At 62.6% G+C, this 17,853-nt stretch carries 13 protein-coding genes; 5 read left to right on the top strand and 8 right to left on the bottom strand.

The genetic code is table 11. From position 1 onward, the window contains the following. Positions 1–170: 170 nt before the first annotated feature. The 3 genes from RWZ58_RS02150 (at position 171) to RWZ58_RS02140 (ending at position 2,821) form a co-directional block, all read left to right on the top strand. Entirely contained in the window at positions 171–704 is a 534-nt protein-coding gene (locus RWZ58_RS02150) for a thioesterase family protein (protein ID WP_314657077.1), read from the top strand. Positions 705–809: 105 nt separating this feature from the next. Beyond that, positions 810–1,931 carry a phosphoglycerol transferase gene (locus RWZ58_RS02145; RefSeq protein ID WP_314657075.1) on the top strand — a complete coding sequence of 374 codons (1,122 nt, stop codon included), beginning with the start codon at positions 810–812 and terminating at the stop codon, positions 1,929–1,931. A 188-nt stretch (positions 1,932–2,119) separates the two neighbouring features. Next, positions 2,120–2,821 carry a hypothetical protein gene (locus tag RWZ58_RS02140; protein WP_298699425.1) on the top strand — a complete coding sequence of 234 codons (702 nt, stop codon included), beginning with the start codon at positions 2,120–2,122 and terminating at the stop codon, positions 2,819–2,821. 118 nt (positions 2,822–2,939) lie between these two features. Here RWZ58_RS02140 and RWZ58_RS02135 read toward each other — a convergent pair whose 3' ends face one another. The 5 genes from RWZ58_RS02135 to RWZ58_RS02115 all read right to left on the bottom strand — a co-directional run bounded on the left by RWZ58_RS02135 (position 2,940) and on the right by RWZ58_RS02115 (position 8,515). Next, entirely contained in the window at positions 2,940–3,449 is a 510-nt protein-coding gene (locus RWZ58_RS02135) for an SRPBCC domain-containing protein (protein ID WP_314657073.1), read from the bottom strand. 32 nt (positions 3,450–3,481) lie between these two features. Beyond that, on the bottom strand, positions 3,482–4,792 hold the full coding sequence (gene tgt, locus RWZ58_RS02130) for a tRNA guanosine(34) transglycosylase Tgt (protein ID WP_044150805.1): 1,311 nt from the start codon (positions 4,790–4,792) through the stop codon (positions 3,482–3,484). 124 nt (positions 4,793–4,916) lie between these two features. Beyond that, positions 4,917–5,855: a Dyp-type peroxidase gene (locus RWZ58_RS02125; RefSeq protein WP_314657071.1), complete on the bottom strand. Its 939-nt coding sequence runs from the start codon at positions 5,853–5,855 to the stop codon at positions 4,917–4,919. A 127-nt stretch (positions 5,856–5,982) separates the two neighbouring features. Further along, entirely contained in the window at positions 5,983–7,245 is a 1,263-nt protein-coding gene (locus RWZ58_RS02120) for a glycoside hydrolase family 76 protein (RefSeq protein WP_314657070.1), read from the bottom strand. A 163-nt stretch (positions 7,246–7,408) separates the two neighbouring features. Next, positions 7,409–8,515 carry a pseudouridine synthase gene (locus tag RWZ58_RS02115; RefSeq protein WP_314657069.1) on the bottom strand — a complete coding sequence of 369 codons (1,107 nt, stop codon included), beginning with the start codon at positions 8,513–8,515 and terminating at the stop codon, positions 7,409–7,411. A gap of 608 nt (positions 8,516–9,123) precedes the next feature. Between RWZ58_RS02115 and RWZ58_RS02110 the strand changes: the two genes are divergently transcribed. Next, positions 9,124–9,708, top strand: coding sequence for a TetR/AcrR family transcriptional regulator (locus tag RWZ58_RS02110; RefSeq protein ID WP_303973533.1), 585 nt, complete (start codon positions 9,124–9,126; stop codon positions 9,706–9,708). Positions 9,709–9,998: 290 nt separating this feature from the next. On the opposite strand, the gene RWZ58_RS02105 is transcribed toward RWZ58_RS02110, so the two are convergent. Beyond that, on the bottom strand, positions 9,999–15,482 hold the full coding sequence (locus tag RWZ58_RS02105) for a DEAD/DEAH box helicase (RefSeq protein WP_314657068.1): 5,484 nt from the start codon (positions 15,480–15,482) through the stop codon (positions 9,999–10,001). Between the two features lie 136 nt (positions 15,483–15,618). Here RWZ58_RS02105 and RWZ58_RS02100 point away from each other — a divergent pair, with 136 nt between their 5' ends. Further along, on the top strand, positions 15,619–16,206 hold the full coding sequence (locus RWZ58_RS02100) for a malonic semialdehyde reductase (protein WP_314657067.1): 588 nt from the start codon (positions 15,619–15,621) through the stop codon (positions 16,204–16,206). Between the two features lie 136 nt (positions 16,207–16,342). On the opposite strand, the gene RWZ58_RS02095 is transcribed toward RWZ58_RS02100, so the two are convergent. Next, positions 16,343–17,296 carry a DUF4232 domain-containing protein gene (locus RWZ58_RS02095; RefSeq protein WP_314657065.1) on the bottom strand — a complete coding sequence of 318 codons (954 nt, stop codon included), beginning with the start codon at positions 17,294–17,296 and terminating at the stop codon, positions 16,343–16,345. Positions 17,297–17,298: 2 nt separating this feature from the next. After that, positions 17,299–17,619 (bottom strand): 2Fe-2S iron-sulfur cluster-binding protein, encoded by a 321-nt coding sequence (locus RWZ58_RS02090; protein WP_005509285.1) that lies wholly within the window; start codon positions 17,617–17,619, stop codon positions 17,299–17,301. Between the last annotated feature and the right edge of the window lie 234 nt (positions 17,620–17,853).

The following is a 17,853-nucleotide window of genomic DNA, read 5'->3' as shown; positions in this document are numbered from 1 at the left end:
ATGTCTGTGTGTTGGATGAGGCTCGAAAGCATCGTAGCTTTCGAGCCTCATCATTTTAATTTCTGAGCATATTTTTAGAGCATTAACCCTGATTATTGTGTTCATTTGTTTTATATTGTGAACCTGTGTGAATGGCACGCTCATAGCGCGGGGCGAGTAGAGTTAAAACCATGCAAAGCCACGAAAACACTACCGAAAAGACCACCACCGCAAAAACCTCGGCCCCCGCCTCCGCAACCGGCAACACCGACGAACTGCTGGTGCACGTTCCCGCCCGCTGGGGCGACATGGACGCCTACGGCCACGTCAACAACGTTGCCATCCTCTCCCTCATGGAAGAAGCCCGTGTGGCGCTCTTCGGCCCGCCTCCCTCCTCCGGTCAGAAGCCTACTGTGGCACCGCAGCCTCCCATTCCGCTTTTCGAGCTGGTCACCGAGGGCGTGCAGGCGCTCATTGCCGAACACGGCATCCGCTACCTGGCTCAGCTGCCCTACACCGGTGAGCCCGTACCCGTGCGCCTGAGCGTGGAGAAGGTCAGTGCCGCCTCCGTGCGTATTGGCTACTCGATTCTCTCCCCGGTGGACGGCCGCGAATGCGTTCGTGCCTTCACCGTGTTGGCGTTCTGGGATTCCGTGGCGGGGCGTCTGACTCGTCTGAGCCCCGAGCAGCGCGAACTGCTGAGCTCCTACCTGCCGCAGAAGTAGAGGCTGGCGCTCTGCTGTAATAAACCGGTCTTGAACGGGGTTAAGCGTATGCTTTAAATACCTTCTGCAAAGGGTGCAAAAGGTTCATTCCCGGGAGAGATAACGATGTCGTTTCACCACACTCAGGCTGACCCCGCCGGTTGGGGTCGCCGCACGATGCGCGCCACCGGATGCGCCGCCGCCCTGCTCCTTGCCCTGACCGGCTGCTTCGGCGGTTCTCAGAGCGAAAACTCCTCGTCGACCCCCAGCCCCTCCGGCACGGCTAACCACTCGCAGTACCCGCTTCCTTCCTCCACGGCGTCCCCGTCGCCGACGAAGAAGACCGAGCCGACCATCACCGAGACTCAGGCGCCCGCCCCCGCAGAGAGTGCTGAGGCGAAGGCATCCGAGTCCTCCGCACCTGCTGAGGCGAAGGAAACCCCCACCGCGGCAGCGACTCCCACCGGTGACACTCCTCGCGCGCCCGAAAAGGTGGAGGCTGAACGCGCCTCCGCCGGCGAGCGCTGCGGGCACATCGGGCGCAAGGGCTACTTGAAGACCGGCGCGGAAATCATGGTGTTGCGCGGTACTGTGGACTGCGCTCACGCGCTGGACGTGCTGACCGAGTACGTCACCACTCCGCGTGCTGACGACAACCTGACTCAGCATCAGGTTGCGAAGGTTCAGGACGCCACCTGCTACTGGAACCCGCAGTACGAGATGGCGGAGAACCGTCGTGAGGACCGCGGTGCCCCCGAATGTACTATTGGCGAGGATGTCGCCTTCGTGGCTCGCCTGCAGAATCCGGACGCTCCCGACATTCCGTTCCTCATGGATCCTGCCCGGTACGATTCTGGTGCCGGTTACTATCGTTTCAAGAGCTACGATGAGCGCACCCTCTGCGAGCTGAACCCCGCTGAGTCGACTCTGACCTGTGAGCGTCGTCTGGGCGGTCAGCTCACCGATGGTAACGGCGCGGTGGGTCGTACCTTCTCGGCACCGGTGCGCATCACCCGCATGAATTTTGCTACGGGTGCCTACGATGAGCACGTGGAGGATGTCGCCCCCGCGACCCTGCATGCCGAGAGCACGACTGCGAATACGCTCATGTTGCGCCCGAATAATGTGACGACATTCCCTGCGGCTTCCGGCAAGCAGATCACCTGCTACGGCGAGCCGGAGGATGGCATGATGACCTGCCACGATGGCGGAACCTACTCGGTTCCGATTGGTGGCGGTCAGCTCTAAAACGGAGCACGCGGGCATAATGGTTTGTCGATAGCTCAGGAGGGGCTCCCCGCAATACCGGGGAGCCCCTCCTGCTGTGTTTTTAGGGAGCTACCCTGCGGGTTCCTAAGATGCCGTATAGCTAGCTCACAGGTAGCGTCTTTAGAATACTGGTTAGGAACCCGAACCGATGACGCAGAAAGGTCACCATGCATCCGGCACAGAAGCACTCTACCCAGACTTCTTCTACTACCCTCCGCACCGCTAAGCGCTACAGCCCCGTGGCGCTCGGTGCCACGCTCCTGCTGGCCCTGTCGGCGTGCTCCGGAGGCGCCACCACCGCCTCCCCGAGCGCTACCGCGACCCCGAGCCCGAGCGCTACGAGCGCGAAGGCGACCCCTTCGCCCACCCGCACCGCAACGGTCACTGAAAGCACCCCGACTGCCGGTACTGTGCACACCTCCACCGCGGCGGCTACCGTGAGCCCCGGAACTATCACCACCGCAAGCCCCGCAACGACTGCTCAGGCGAGCGCGGCGGCGAGCTCCTCCGCATCGGCGAAGGCCGGTTCGAACGCTTCGGCGAGCGCGTCGAGCACCGCTAGCCTGTCCAGTTCGGATGTTCAGTCTGCGGGCGGTAGTTGCGGCAGCATGGACGCTACCGGCTACCTGAAGCACAACGCGACGGTTCAGGTGACCTCCGGCGCGGTGGATTGCCTGTTTGCGCGTGAGCTGATCCGCCAGTTTGTGGTGCAGAACCCCGCGGAGGTGACCGATAAGGCGAATGGTGAGCGTACCGTCATGTCGGCGCGCTGCTACTGGAAGCCTGGTGACGGTGCGGATCGTGCGACCCCCGAGTGCGTGTCCCTGGATGGTGGTAGCACTGTCATTACCGTGAAGCTGACTAACTAGCCTGCGGCTCAACCCCGCAAGGTTTAGGCGTTAAACGCAAGCGCCGCGTTGACGAATGATTCGTCAACGCGGCGCTTTGCTGTCTCGAGGCTATCTCGAGGAGTCGGCACGGCGAGGTTTAGAGCTCCCCGCGGGCACGGGCGGCGAGTACATCGTCCAGGCGGGCGAAGGTCGAACGCCAGGTGGTGCGCACCTCCTCGTGGACCGAGGCGGGCATGGGACCAATCTCAATGACGATGCGGGTACCGGAGCCCACGCCGTCGGTAGTAATCACGGTTTCGGGGAAGAAACGGTGACGCTGGTACACCAGCACGCTGCCGGGGTTACCCAGGTGGTCGGGCAGCTGCTCGGCGTACTCGATCTCCTTGAACGGTTCAATGCTCAGGAATCGGCTCTGCAGAATGCAGGACACCGAGGGGTCGACCTCGTTAATCATGGACAGGCGCTGCATGCCGCCGACGACGGGCTCCACGACCACGTCGGTGGGTCGCACGTGCCAGCCGGCGGGGCCGTACCAGCGGACCAGCAGTTCGGGGTCCAGGTAGGCGCCGAAGACGTCCTCGACCGGTGCGGCGATCTCGTGGTCGAAGACGAGAAGCTCCTCATCGGGAACATGAGTGATGCTCATAGGGTTCTCCTTACGCGGGTTGAAGAGCGGGTTTAGGGCTTCTTGCCGGAGTAGTAGTTGCCGAGGAATTCGTCACGGTACTCGAAGTAGGTGCCGTCCTTGATGGCCTCGCGGGCGTCGTCCACCATGCGCACGATGAAGCGCTCATTGTGGATGGAGGCGAGGGTCGCCGCCAGACGCTCGTCCGCCTTGAAGAGGTGACGCAGGTAGGCGCGGGTGTAGTGGGTGCAGGTGTAGCAGTCGCAGCCCTCGTAGATGGGCGAGAAGTCCGCCTTGAAGCGCGCGTTGGTGATGTTGTAGCGGCCGGTGGGGGAGTAGACGGCTGCGTTGCGTGCCACGCGGGTGGGGGAGACGCAGTCGAAGGTGTCCACACCGTTCTCGATGCCGACGAAGATGTCGTCGGGTTCGGAGATGCCGAGCAGGTGGCGGGGCTTGGATTCGGGTAGCTCTTCGGCGCACCAGCGCACGATGGTGCCGAGGTTTTCCTTCTCAAGCGCGCCACCGATGCCGAAGCCGTCGAAGGGCATGGAGCCGAGGTCCTGGCATGCCTTGCGGCGCAGGTCCTCGTACTGGGCGCCCTGAATCACGCCGAACAGCGCCTGGTAGGGCTTGCCCACGCGCTCTGCGGTCAGGCGCTGGTGCTCAGCGATGCAGCGCAGCGCCCACAGGCGGGTGCGTTCGAGTGCCTCCTCCTGGTAGCCGCGGGAGTTGTAGAGGGTGGTCAGCTCGTCGAAAGCAAACATGACGTCGGCACCAATCTGGTGCTGCACCTGCATGGACACCTCGGGGGTGAAGCGGTGAATCGAGCCGTCAATGTGCGACTTGAAGTTCACGCCGTCGTCGTCAATGTGGGCGAGGCGCTCCTTGCCCTTCGCCACGTCGTCGTCGCCGAGGGGGCGGCCGTCGGCGCCCTTAGCGTCCGCGACGGTGCCCATGTCGATGACCTTCTTGAAGCCCGAGCCCAGGCTCATGACCTGGAAGCCACCGGAGTCAGTGAAGGTGGGGCCGTCCCAGTTCATGAAGGCACCCAGGCCGCCTGCCGCGTCGAGAATTTCGGGGCCGGGCTGCAGGTACAGGTGGTAAGCGTTGGAGAGCAGAGCCTGAGCGCCGAGCTCCTTCATGGATTCGGGCAGGACCGCCTTGACGGTTGCCTTGGTGCCCACGGGGGTGAAGGCAGGGGTCTGAATCTGTCCGTGCGGGGTGGTGATGACACCGGTGCGTCCGCGGAACTGTCCGCCGTTGGCTTCTACACGTTCAGCGCTGGGGGAGGCGGTGTCCGCCAGGCGGCTGGTGATGGTGAAGCCAAAGTCCTCGGTGGGGAAAGAATTATCTAGAACGCTCATTCTTCTCTCGATTGTTTGCTTTCCGTCTGAATGTCTACACCCTAGCCTACCGGAAAACCCCGCCTCCTTTGCCGGAGGCGGGGTTCGCAAGAAGCTAACCGGGTGCAGCTGGGTTCAGCCAAGCTTAGCCGGCGAAGTCACCGAGCATATCCACGGTCGGCACGAAGAAGAGGGTGCCGGTCACCGCGGTGCTGAAATCTAGCAGGCGGTCGTAGTTGGCGCCGTCCACTCCCATGAACATGTTCATGAGCATCTTCCGGACGGTCGAGAAGGTGCTGGCGTAGCAGATGAAGTAGGTGCCCAGTTCGTTGTTACCCACGGTGCCGAAGGGCATGTTGTCGCGAATAACCTTGAAGTCGTCACCGATATTGGCGATAGCGGAGTGCGAGTTGGCGGGCTTTTCGTCCTCGTCCATCTCAATGTCGTCGTGCTTGGAGCGGCCAATGACCTTCTCCTGCTCGGAGACGGGCAGGCTGTTCCAAGCGGTCATGTCGTGAATGTACTTCTGCACGAACTGGTAGCTGCCGCCCTTGTACGCGGGGTCATCGTCGCCGATGAGGCCGAAGTATTCGCGTGCCGCGGGGGTCTGCGGGTTCTCGGTGCCGTCCACGAAACCGATGATGGAGCGGCCGTCCCAGTAGCGGAAGCCGTGCACCTCCTCGAGCACCTCAGCAATATCGCGCAGAGCCGCGGTAATAGCGGACGCCATATCGTAGGCAACAGACGGCTGAGTCGCGCGGATGTGGAAGTGCAAATCGCCGGGAGTGGACACAGCGGTGTGCTTGGGGCCCCTAATCTCCTCGAACTCCACGAGCTCCTGCGGCAGCGGCGTGGGAAGATCCAGGGTCAGCCACGCGCTGTGGCTGATGCCCAGAACGACGTTAGCGTTCTCGGGCGAGTAGCGGTTCGCGGCGGTGTGGTTGAGGTTAATGACGAGCCCGCAGAGGTTCTGGAACCCCTCAACGAGCGCATCCTGCGAGACGCCCTCCTTGAACTTCCACACCATGAAAATGGTGTTGGAGTTCGGGCTGGCGGTGACCTGTTGTGATTCTGAAGCAAGCATAAAATTCACCGTACGCCCGTGTACACGCCCCCGCAATGAACCCAGCCCTAACCTTCTGCGCTGCTGAGAGAAGGCTAGGGCTGGTATCAACGCTATGGAATATAAAAGCCGTGTTTAGAAGCTGTGCTTAGAAACCGTGGGAGGCGAGATCACGGGCATGCGCCAGACGCGCCGCCGTCTCAAAAATAGTCCACGCCTGCACCTGAGTGGACAGCTCCACCGGCGCGCCGGGCTTCACAACCTTGCTCATCGGCTCGGTGAAACGCGGGGAGAACTGCACGAGCGCCTTACCGCGAATCTCGTTCGGATCAATGCCGTACTCGTTCATCGGCAGGTCGGGGTCGAACTCGCGGCGGCCCTCCCACAGGGCGCGTGCGGTCGAGTACACCAGGGTTGAGGCGAGCGCTCGCGCCTCATCGCTGAGCAGCGGCGAGGATGCCGCCATGCCCAGGTAGCGTACGAGAATGCCGGTGAACAGGCCGCCGTCGCCGTCGCCGTGCGAGATGAGGATGCGGCGGCGCGCACCGGAGAGGAACTCCACCTCTTCGGTCATGTGTTTGACGATGCCGACGATGAGGCGCTCGGCGCGCTCGGCAGGATCCACCTCGCAGGGCACACCGGATGCCGCCAAACTCAGCAGCGCACCCAGGGCGGTTCCCTGGTTGTAGGTGAATTCGCCGCGCTCGTACTCGTACTCGTCGCCGCGCACGTTCACGCCGTCAATATAGAGCGAACGTTCTGCATCCCAGAGAGTTTCGTTCATCCAGTCCATCAGCGCTGCGGCAGTCTTCGGGTCGCCCGCACGCACATACGCCAGAGCAGTCGGCGCGGTCGCCGCAGCATTCACAAAATCACGCTTGGACTTGCGCCAACTCATGCCACCCACCGGGGAGAAACCCTTCGCCAACTGCTCAAAGAGGGCCGCGCCAGCATCCTGGGCGGCAACATCATTCGCGCCGGTCAGCTCAATGCAGAAGGAGTTCATGCGGCCCACCGCGAGGGTCAGCCACGCCATATCGTCAAAGTAGTCGTTCGCGAAGCGGCCATAGTTGCGCACGTTAATGCCGCGCAACAGCGCGCGGGCACGGTGCAGCTCCTCCTGGGCGGCAGTAATATCGCCTTCGCGCAGGTGACGCTGACCGGCATCAATCACACAGTCCAGCAGGTGCGCCTGCCACCAGTAGTGCCAAGCGTTCAGGCGCTGGCTCAGCGGGCGCGGGTCGGGCACTTGCACCGAACCAATGAGGGCGCCGGGAACGCCAAGAATACGGTGCACGAAGGTGTCGGTGACGCTGGCGGCTGCGGCAGCGGCATGCGATGAGGTGCGCTCGGCGTACTCGCTTATCGACTCCAGAGACTGCGCGTTGTGGGAAGACGGCTGGGAATTCATGGACCCTCTGTAGTTGCGGTGAAGTATTACGTCTGAAATTATCCCACTTTTTGCCCTCTGAGCGCCCGGATGCTGTGGGCAGGCTCTCGGGTGTGATCCCTTTTCGAGAGCCCGCCAAGAAGATGCACCGCAGGGAACGGGGTGAACGCTACTCAAAAACCGCTTAGGCGGCGGCAACCAGCGAACGCCCGCTGAACAGATCCACCTGCTCACCGGTGATGGGGTGCTCAAAATGCAGGCTATACGCCAGTAGCTGCAGCGGGTACTCGGGGCGGTCGGGTGCGTCGGGGAGCACCTGCGGGTAGAGTACATCGCCCAGAATGGGGGAGCCCAGCATGTTCAGGTGCGCCCGCAACTGGTGCGTTTTGCCGGTGTGAGGCGCCAAATCATAGAGCGCCCATTCTCTATTCGGTTCCGCACGCCAACCCTCGACCGCCTGCGCGCTCGGGGTGAAAGTCCGCAGAATCTTCGCGGTCGTCAGCGTATTCGGCTCCACGCCCCGCGCCGAGCACTGCTCCTCAGAAAGCTGCTGAACCTGCAGCTGATCACGAATCTTCTGAATATGCGAACGCACCTGCAGACCCTCCGCACTCAACGCCTGCTCGGTGGCGGCGGGGTCAGCCGGTACCGGCGCCACGGCACGGTAGGTCTTCGACACCTGACGGTGCTGAAACATCATCTGGAAGGGGCGGCGCGCCTCCACCGTCTTGGCAAAGAGCAGCACACCGGCGGTTGGGCGGTCCAGGCGGTGAATCGGAATCAGGAGCGGGTTCTGCTCGCGCACCCGCAGCTTGGTCAGCGCAGTCTGCGCAATATAGGACCCGCGCGGGGTCGTCGGCAGAAAATGCGGCTTATCAATCGCCAGCACGTACTCGTCCTCGTAGAGCACCGGCATATCGGAGGGTAGCTCCGGCTCATCGGCAAGCTCGCGGAAGTACCAGATGCGCTCGCCGGGCATATACGGGCTATCGCTGGTCAGCACCGTGCCGTCATCCAGGCGCACCTCGCCGGTATCAAAGCGGGCGTGAATAATCTGCGGGTCGTTCGGGTAGAAGCGCGCAATCAGATAATCCGCAATGGTTGCCGGGGTGGTGCTGTTCGGGAAGAGCTCGGAGGGGAGCTCCTCGGGTAGCGGCAGGATCAGCTGAATCGGGTCAATGCCGTTCTTCTGGGCCAGGGGAGGGGCCAGGAGGCGTCGGTGCGTACGGCGTGCAGGCTTCGCCTGGTAGTTTGTGCTGGGCTGCGTGCGGGTGGTGTTCTGTGCGGGCATGGCTCTACTCTACCGCCTGGGCTCTAGCAGCTGGGTAGGGCAGGATTGGGGCTGAACATATGTGAGCCGAACTGGCTGCGCTGATCTGTGTGCGGGTGGGGCTGCGTGCGGGTGGGGGCGGGGGGAAATATTACCGTGGGTTTGGTGTGGGGTTGCGAAATTTAGATTTGTCTGACACTCATGAATGCTTGTGTGAATGTGTGGGCGAGAAAACGAAAACTTCACAAATTTTTGAAATTATTGGACATTTAATTTAAAAAAACTGCATTAATTTTACAAAAAACAGCGTTTAAGTGCGATATTTTCGAAAATGCTGTCAAATCAGGAATCAATAACCCTCAATTTAGACCCTGTGGTTTTTCTAATTATAAAAGATGTAAAGCAAGTAAAGACCTGCTAACCTGGGCATCCTACGTCATAAACGCCTTAATAAAAGCTGGAAACAGCCTTAAAGCGGTACGATTAAGACACAGAAGTTCGAAATGTCGGACGAAGGGGTCGAAATGGGACAGAAACAGCGCAAGGATGCAGAGATTAAAGGAACAGCCCCGATGACAGCGATGCAATCGGACAATTCTAAAACACCGGAAAATAAAGAAGGAGAGGTTATGGAACATTCACAAAAGAATGCAGAGCCTCGCACCGGTGCTTTGCGTATGGAACCGCACGAACGTGAAGAGCAAATTCTGAAAATTGCTGCGGAACATTTTGCTCGCCGCGGCGTGCTGGGCGCCTCCATGAGTGCTATCGCCCGCGATGCCGGCATCACCCGTGCCCTGCTTTACCACTACTTCCCCGGCAAGGACTCCCTGGCTGCCGCCGTCACTCGACGCGAAGCCAAAGCGGTCCTCGAAGCCCTGGGCGAGCATCACGAAAACCCCGAAGAGGCCCTGCGCAATGCCCTGCGCACGTACTTCCTTGTCGTAGCCGGTGTTCCTACCCCCGGTGGGGAGGACTTCCCGAACAACCCCACCGACTACCTCGAATGGATGCTCAAGCGCACCGGCATGCCGATTAATGACCGCACCCGCGTCATTCTCGGTGGTTGGTTGCAGCTTGTCGACTACTTCGCCCTGCATGTCGTGCAGCTTAACCCCCGCGATCAGCGTACCGTTCGCTCCCGTGGGCTCGGGCTCGAAGAAGCTATCGACCTGTGCCTGGGTGCTGTGGACACCCTCACCGGCGGCTACTAGTCACCCCGAGAGGCGACGGATCAACGTAGGACTTCCCGCTCCGATGTTTGGTTATGTGCTCCACGGCAAAGGCGACGTGGACATCCGGGCGGTTATTCCTCCACCACGCCGCTTGCGACGTGGTGGACTCCGGGAACACCACCCGGTTCGTGAGTAGGGAAACATAATGCCCCGTACCCCCTTCAACGAGGGTACGGGGCATTATGATGCTCAGGTTTTGTGATGTTCAGGTTGAGGTTAAGGGAATTAGCTTAACTTGAGGCTGAACCTGAGACCCTGCGCGGAGGGCACTAAATGGAGCGTCGCAACGACAGTCCGCGAACCGTCGCATAAAAACCCTGCGCCTGTAGCGCCGCGCGCAGTGCCTCCACTGGATGCTCCACAACCTCGCTGCCGGAGGCGCTCAAAGTATGGGTACCCAAAAGCTCCACATCGTTGACCTTCTCCACCGAAATCTTCTCCGCACCACCGGCAGACACCAGGCGCGCCAGGGCGGGGGCCGCCGCCTCCAGAAGCACCGGGTCGGTCGTAAATGCCAGCAGGGTCTTCGCTCCGCGCTCCACGTACAGCACCGGGGCGCCGTCCACCAGCACCACGCAGGCGCCCGCCTTATGCGCCGGGCGGTGCTTCACCGTGCCCGCACCCTCGTGAGCAAAGGAGGGAATTGCGGGCCAGCTCAATGCCGCACCGTACGGGTTCGCCGGGTCGGTCGCCGCCAGCAGGGTCACTGTGAACGTGCCGTACACCTGCTCCGTATCGGTACGCTGCGGGGTGTAGGCGCTCGCTCCAAAAGCCTGCGGACCTGCGGGAATACTGAGATTATCGGCGGTGGAACGCAACAGATCCACCGTCGCCGGGGCGGCAAACTGAGCTGCGCCCAAACCCTCAATAAAGTAGCCGCGACGCACCAGCGCCCGATCCTCAGCCGCCGAATAAATCCGGTACAGCTGAGAGAACCCGCCGGCAGAATCCTCCACCTGCAGGCACCCGCGAGTCAGCACACCGTAGCGGTCCAGCAGCAGATCGGCGCGTGCGAGCGCCGCAACCGTCGCTTCCACCGGCTCCTGCAGGAGCGTGTCCACGCGCGAGAAGCGGCCGCTATCCTGCGGGGCAACAGCGGGAGTGGCGGCATGGAAGCCGCCGCGCAGGGAACGCAGGCCGCGCCCCGCACTAGCGCCGTATCCTCTAGTCGGTGCCGAATAGCCGCCGGAACTATAACTGTCAGCACCGTAGCCGCCCGCCATGGCGTTACCCATGGAGGCGCGCGCCGCCGCAATACGACCCGCACCGCGGCGACCCACCCGCGACAGGCGCGCAGGAGCCGCCGGCGTCGGATGCGCACTGCGCACGCCCGCAAGCATCGCCCGAACCGGCGCGAAACTATCGTTCGTCACCGCGCCAGCCCACACCAAGCGCCACAGTGCCGCCGAAACCTCCGCCGCATCCGGGAAGGTCACCACCTGACCGGCGGGCGCAGCCGCACTCATCAGCTGCGCCACCCGCTCACGCAGTGCCGGCACGAACAGACCGCCGTGAGCCAGCGCCTCATAGATGGCGTGCTCGAGTGTGCCCGGAGTCTGCAGAGCCTCCCAGAGCTCGGGATTCTCCGCGTGCAGCAGCTGGTCCGGGTAGTCTTCGCCCAAAGTCAGCGAAGAACTCTCGCTCAAATGTAGGCGAATCCAGCCGTCAGACTTCTGCGCGCTACCGCCACCCAGCTGACCGGCGCCGGTGAAGAACACTCGACCGCTCGCCATGAGCTCGTCCAACATGTGCGGCTGGTAGCCGGGCACGCGCGCCGGAAGAATTAGCGTCTCCAGTGCGGAGGCGGGTACGCGCACACCCGCCAGCTGGTCGATGGCGGTGAGTAGATCCTCCGTAGCGGTGGCAGAGTTTTGAGCGGCGCTATCGAGACTGTTGTCAGCGCTATTCTCTGCCGCAGGACTGAGGGGTGCCACCCTCTCGCCCACCACCGTGGCGGCGCGGCGGGATGGGATGAATGCACCGTAGGCGCTCGCTTCCGGCAGGGTCTGTGCAACCCGCACGGATAAAGAACGAACGTTCTGCCACGAAGGCAGGAAAACGCCATAGACCTGCGCCGATACCGGCTCAATCTCCTCACGTAGCGCCGCCAGCGAGCGGGCACGAATCGTGCGCAAAACCTGCGCATCCACCCACTCAACACCGACCGAACCGGGAGCGCGCAACACTTCGGGCAGGAACTCACCGGAGCTCAAGCGGCGCTGTTGCTGAAGACGCTGCAACACCGGAGTCAGCACGCCCACACCTACCGGAGTCAGGCGCGAAAAATGCTCCGCCGCTTGCTGCGCCGTAAAGGGAATATGGGTGCGTGCGTAGCGAGAAACCAGGTCCTCAAGAGGCTCCGCGACCGGCTCCAAAAGGGCTACGGGAAGCGCCGCGGCGGGCATAATGCCCAGTCCATCGCGCAGGCGCGCGGCGTCTTCAACCACCGCGTAGTACAGCTGCGGCTTGGTGGTCTCCTCTGTGTTCTCCTCGGTGGTCTTGCCGGCATCGGAAGCACCCGCAAACGAGAACGCGCGGCGCGAGCGTACCAGCTCCTCCGCCAGCTCGCGCGCTTGCTCCACGCTGGCGTGCGCGTCGTACTCCTCGCCGTAGTTTTCAGAATCCTCATGCTCAGTGCCGGGTGCCTCAGCCTGCGGGTTGTCGGCACGCAAACGCAGGCTCAACTCCTGCGCGCTCAACGGACCCAGCTGACGTAACAGATCCGCAACACCCTCCACCCCGGAGGCGCGGTAACGCTCACTCGTGCGCTGTAGACGCTGCTGCGTCTGCACCAGCACCGCCGGATCCAGCAGGTCGCGCAGACCGCTCGAACCCAGCAACTCGGCAAGCAACGCCGGGTCCAGCGAGAGCGCGGCGGCGCGGCGTTCGGCGGCGGGCGCGTCGCCGTCATAGAGGTGCTCGGCAACGTACTCAAAGAGCAGGGTGCGCGCAAAAGGCGAAGGGTCGTTCGTCTCAACCTCCAGCATGGACATCGCCCGAGACTGCAACGAACGGTGCACCTGAACCAGCGCCGGAACATCGTACACATCCTGCAGGCACTCGCGAGCTGTCTCCAAAAGCACCGGAAAATCAGGGTACTTACGCGCCACATCCAGCAGCTGCGCCGCACGCTGACGCTGCTGCCACAACGGGGTGCGCTTACCCGGATCACGGCGCGGCAACAGCAGGGCACGCGCCGCATTCTCACGGAACCGAGACGCAAAAAGCGCCGAATCGCCCACGCGTTCGGTGACAATCACCTCCAGCTCATCCGGGTCGAAAAGGAATAGGTCAGCACCGGGCGGCACATCCTCCATGGCGGGCAGACGCAGAATCAGACCGTCATCACTCGCCATGACCGAGGCATCCACCCCGTACCGCTCCTCAATGCGGGCGCGCACAGCCAGCGCCCAGGGCGCGTGCACCCCGTAGCCGAGCGGCGAGTGCAGAACCACACGCCAATCACCCAGCTCGTCGCGGTGCCGCTCCACAATCATGCGGGTGTCGGAGGGCACCGCCCCGGTGGATTCGCGCTGTTCACGCAGGTAGGCGAGCAGATTATCGACCGCCCAGGTGTCCAGCCCGAGCTGTTCGAGCTGCTGGCGGGCGGCGGCGCTATCGGTGGCATCCAGGCTGGAGAGGGCGCGCGTAAACGCACCCGTCTGCACGCCCAATGCGTAGGGGCGGCCCATGCGATCGCCGTGCCAGAAGGGCAGGCGCGCGGGCTGACCGGGCGCGGGGGAGACCCGCACCGCGTCGTGCGTAATTTCTTCGATGCGCCAGCTACTCGCGCCGAGGGTGATGACCTCGCCGGCGCGGGATTCGTACACCATTTCTTCGTCGAGCTCACCCACACGCTTGGGGCCGCGCTCCTCATCGCCGCTGACCAGATAGACGGGGAAGAGACCGCGGTCGGGAATCGTGCCGCCGCTGGTGACTGCGAGGCGCTGCGCACCGGGGCGGCCCTCAATACTGCCGGAGGGGGCTTCCTCGGTGGGGGTGCGGTCCCAGATGATGCGCGGGCGCAGTTCTGCGAACTCGTCGGAGGGGTAGCGTCCGGCGAGCATTTCGAGCACGGAGTCGAAGAGGGCGCGCGGCAGTTCGGCGTAGGGTGCGCTGCGGCGTAGCGCCTCGTACCAGGAGTCCACACTGATGGGGCCCAACGCGCAGGCGGCGACGGTCTGCTGCGCGAGTACGTCCAGGGGGTTGGTGGGGATGGCGAGCGGTTCTAGGGTTCCACTGCGCATGCCGGCGAGGGTGACGGTTGCGCCGAGCAGGTCGCCGCGGTGCTTGGGGTAGAAGAATCCGCGCGAAATTTCGCCCACGCGGTGTCCAGCGCGACCCACGCGCTGCAGTGCGGAGGCGACCGAGGGAGGGGCAGCCACCTGGATTACGAGGTCCACGTGACCCATGTCGATGCCCAACTCCAGGGAGCTGGTGGCGACCACGCAGCGCAGGGTTCCGCCCTTGAGCGCCTCCTCGATGAGGGTGCGCTGTTCCTTGGACACGGAGCCGTGGTGCGCGCGGGCGAGCGGCGGCACCTCGGCGATGTCGCAGATGCCTGCCGCGTAGTCTTCGGGGTCGATTCCCCGCTGTGCGAGGACGCGGCGCAGGTGAATATCGTTGAGTGCCGCAGTGAGCTTTTCTGCTAGTCCGCGCGAGTTAACGAAAACAATCGTAGAACGGTTGTTCTCAATATGGTCGACGATGCGCTCCTGCACGCGCGGCCAAATGGAAGTCTCGGGGCGCTCGCTATCGGGAGTTTCGCGGAGTGATTCTTCCAGGACGGTGAGTGTATTTTTGGGTGCGGCGTTGTCGTCTTCCTGCACCGGGTTTCCCAGTCCAGGGAATACACCAATGGCATCTTCGAGAGTGTAGGGTGCGCTCGCCGGGGTGTTTGCTGCGCTGGGGGTAGGATGCGCTACGCCCTGCGGCGGGTTGCCGGCGCTAGAGCCTGCCTCACCGCCGCGCACCTCCGAGGGCGAGTAGAGCCCCTGCCCGTAGTCGTTGGCGCCTCCGAGCGCCGTCATATCGGGCACGGGTACGCTCAGGCGCAGGTCCCATTCTTTGGTGACCGGGCGGCTCATGATGGTCACCGGCTGAATGCCGCCGAGGAACCGGGCGACCGCCTCCGGGTTTTCGACGGTTGCGGAGAGCCCAATGCGCTGTGCAGGCTTCGTAAGGAGTGCGTCGAGGCGTTCGAGGGAGACTGCCAGGTGTGCGCCGCGTTTGGTGGCGGCGAGGTTGTGAATCTCATCCACGATCACAGTGGTTACGCCCGCGAGGGTGTTGCGGGCGGCGCTGGTGAGCATCAGGTAGAGGGATTCGGGGGTGGTGATGAGAATGTCCGGCGGGTTGCTGATGAGCTGGCGGCGTTCGCGGGCGGGGGTGTCGCCGCTGCGCACGCCCACGCTGATGCTCGGCTCGCCCGTCTCGTTGCCGCTCAGGCGGGTGATTCCGGCGAGGGGTGCGCGCAGGTTGCGTTCAACGTCGGCGCCGAGCGCTTTGAGGGGCGAAATATAAAGGATGCGCGTGTCGCCCGCGGTGCCGGTTTCGTGTTCGCGGTGGAGGGCATCGAGTGCCCAGAGGAAGGCAGCGAGGGTTTTACCGGAGCCGGTGGGGGCGATGATGAGGGTGTTGTTGCCGTTGCGGATGCTCTCCCATGCGCCTTCTTGGGCGGCGGTGGGTGCGCTGAAGGTGGCGCGGAACCAGTCGCGTACGGGTGCGGAGAAGTGGGAGAGTGCGTCGGTCATACTTCAATTATGACGTGTGTTACGGGTTGCTTGATTTGTGGGTGGTGCCGGGGTGATGATGGCTTGACAGGTAATACATCACCCCGTAATGTTTTACTCGTAAAGTAATTAGGAACTTAGAAAAAGGAGCACCACCATGACCCGCCTGAACGAAGAACAGCTCATCAACCTCTTCCACGAGCCGCGCACCGTCTCCTCCTTCACCGAGGAGCCCGTCACCGACGAGCAGCTGCGCCGCATCCAGGAACTGACCTTCTACGGCCCCACCGCCTTCAACAGCCAGCCCCTGCGCATCACCTGGGTCAAGAGCCCCGAAGCACGCGAGCGCCTCGTCGCACACCTGGCAGACGGCAACAAGGCTAAGACTCAGGCGGCACCGGTCACCGCGATTCTCTCCGCAGACGCAAACTGGGTAGAGCACGCTGACACCTTCAACCCCAACGCTGCCGGCTTCATCAAGGGCTTCTACACCACCGAAGAACTCGCCACCCCCGCCGCTGAGTTGAGCGCTCACCTGCAGGCAGGCTACTTCATCACCGCAATCCGCGCCCTCGGCCTGGATGCTGGCCCCATGACCGGCGCAGACTTCGCTGGCATCAAGAAGGAATTCTTCGCGGATAACGCAGAGATCCCCTTCCTGGTCGTCAACCTCGGTCACGGCGAGGCTCCCGCGTACCCGCGCGGTGCACGCTTCAGCCACGATGAGGTTGCTCGCTCCCTCTAGAGCGAGCGGCTACCGCATAGCTAAAGCTAAACCCCAGGTTTAAAGATAGTTCAAGGGCGGTTCCCCGCGATGGGGAACCGCCCTTGAACTATATGCGCACACAACGCGCCAGAGTATTCACATCTGCAACGCCGCGTTAGCGGGCACCAAACTGACCCACCGACAGCTGCGGAACAGACGAGGAACACGCGGTCGTATCCAGCGGAACAATCACGCCACCGGAACCGGAGGGAAGACCCACCAGGAAGCCCTGAACCGGGCGGCTGCCGCAATCGTCACCGAAGCGTGCCGGGTACACCGAACGCAGCACCGCGGTGGTGCTATCGCCGGGGTTGAGGGTCACACCCGCAGGGTTCATGTACTCGTCGGAGGTGGAAGCCTCACGACCAACCCAGGTTCCCGAAGGACCCGCATGGACCACGCGCGGGTAGCCGCGCAGGGTGCAGGGGGAGTTCGAGGAGTTCTGGAAGTACAGGGTGTAGTTTCGAGCGCCGGGGGAGCCATCTCCAATGGCAACCGAAACGTTCAGGTCGTCCAGATCGCACTGGGTCGGTCCCTCAGCGTTGTTGTTGGAGGAGTTAGAGGACTTCTCCGAAGAGCTCGAGGAATTCGAGGAGTTGGAAGAACTCGACGAGTTCGAGGAACCGGAGGAGTTCGAAGAGTTACCCGAAGAGCGAGAACCCGACTGCGAAGACGAGTCTGAGCCCTTCTGGGAGTCCTGCTGAGAATCTGCAGAGTCATCTGAGTTGTTCTGCTCGGAACCCTCGTGGGAGGACTCAGAAGAGTGAGAGTCAGAGTTCTGCTTCGACTCGTGAGTCTCGGTGTGGGAGGAAGACTCGGAGTGCTCAGAGGAAGACCCGTGGTGTTCCGCGTCGGGGGAGTTCACCACGGTAATGGAGCCCGGGGTCACCGAAGGGGTAGCCCCGTCGGAGGCTACTCGAATCGTGCCGGGCTTGACCGAAGCCGAAGCGCTCGGCTGTGCCGAGGTGCCTTCAGCTTCCTGACCGGCCTGGGACGCGCCGCATCCACTGAGCGCGAGCACGCAACAGAGGAGGGTGGTTGATGCGAGTACCTGAGCCGATTTAAACATGATTACATCGCCGCCTGCATTTGGATTTCTGCTCCGTCCATACCGGGGGCGTACTCGACCTGGCAGCACAGGCGAGAGTACTCGTTGGCGACATCGTCGACCATATCGAGCAGGTCCTGTTCAGCTTCGGTGCGCTCACCGGAAGCCTCGAAGTGCTCGGGGTCGATGAAGCCGTGGCAGGTAGCGCAGGATGCGTTACCACCGCAGGTTGCGAGGACCGGCACACCGTTAGCCTGGAGGGTTTCCAGGAGGGTGTGGTGGTCTTCCCACTGAATGTCGTAGTTTACGCCTGCTTCGTCAGTGACCTTAATCGTTACGCCCATGCGTTCTCCTTCTTCTGTAGTGATGCGTTTCTATTGTAGAGGTAGGGGCTGTTATTCACCGTACTTTGTGGCGCATCCCCAACCCTACCGTCACGCATATCACGGGAACGCATATTAATTTTTATGCTGAGTAGCATGTCTGTATTGCCCCCAGTCTACCCCGTATTGCCCTGACAGTGCGGGATATTGGTGCTAATGAATACTGCCCCCAGATGCAAAGACATGCTGGGGGCA

The organism is uncultured Rothia sp. (assembly GCF_963544205.1).
Taxonomy (GTDB): Bacteria; Actinomycetota; Actinomycetes; order Actinomycetales; family Micrococcaceae; genus Rothia.
This window is presented reverse-complemented; position numbering and strand designations above follow the sequence as displayed.

Coding starts and splice junctions, on each gene's coding strand:
- RWZ58_RS02100 (WP_314657067.1), top strand. CDS start 15,619: ATGACCCGCCTGAACGAAGAACAGCTCATCAACCTCTTCCACGAGCCG.
- RWZ58_RS02105 (WP_314657068.1), bottom strand. CDS start 15,482: ATGACCGACGCACTCTCCCACTTCTCCGCACCCGTACGCGACTGGTTC.
- RWZ58_RS02140 (WP_298699425.1), top strand. CDS start 2,120: ATGCATCCGGCACAGAAGCACTCTACCCAGACTTCTTCTACTACCCTC.
- RWZ58_RS02135 (WP_314657073.1), bottom strand. CDS start 3,449: ATGAGCATCACTCATGTTCCCGATGAGGAGCTTCTCGTCTTCGACCAC.
- RWZ58_RS02145 (WP_314657075.1), top strand. CDS start 810: ATGTCGTTTCACCACACTCAGGCTGACCCCGCCGGTTGGGGTCGCCGC.
- RWZ58_RS02090 (WP_005509285.1), bottom strand. CDS start 17,619: ATGGGCGTAACGATTAAGGTCACTGACGAAGCAGGCGTAAACTACGAC.
- RWZ58_RS02110 (WP_303973533.1), top strand. CDS start 9,124: ATGGAACATTCACAAAAGAATGCAGAGCCTCGCACCGGTGCTTTGCGT.
- RWZ58_RS02095 (WP_314657065.1), bottom strand. CDS start 17,296: ATGTTTAAATCGGCTCAGGTACTCGCATCAACCACCCTCCTCTGTTGC.
- RWZ58_RS02125 (WP_314657071.1), bottom strand. CDS start 5,855: ATGCTTGCTTCAGAATCACAACAGGTCACCGCCAGCCCGAACTCCAAC.
- RWZ58_RS02120 (WP_314657070.1), bottom strand. CDS start 7,245: ATGAATTCCCAGCCGTCTTCCCACAACGCGCAGTCTCTGGAGTCGATA.
- RWZ58_RS02115 (WP_314657069.1), bottom strand. CDS start 8,515: ATGCCCGCACAGAACACCACCCGCACGCAGCCCAGCACAAACTACCAG.
- RWZ58_RS02150 (WP_314657077.1), top strand. CDS start 171: ATGCAAAGCCACGAAAACACTACCGAAAAGACCACCACCGCAAAAACC.
- tgt (WP_044150805.1), bottom strand. CDS start 4,792: ATGAGCGTTCTAGATAATTCTTTCCCCACCGAGGACTTTGGCTTCACC.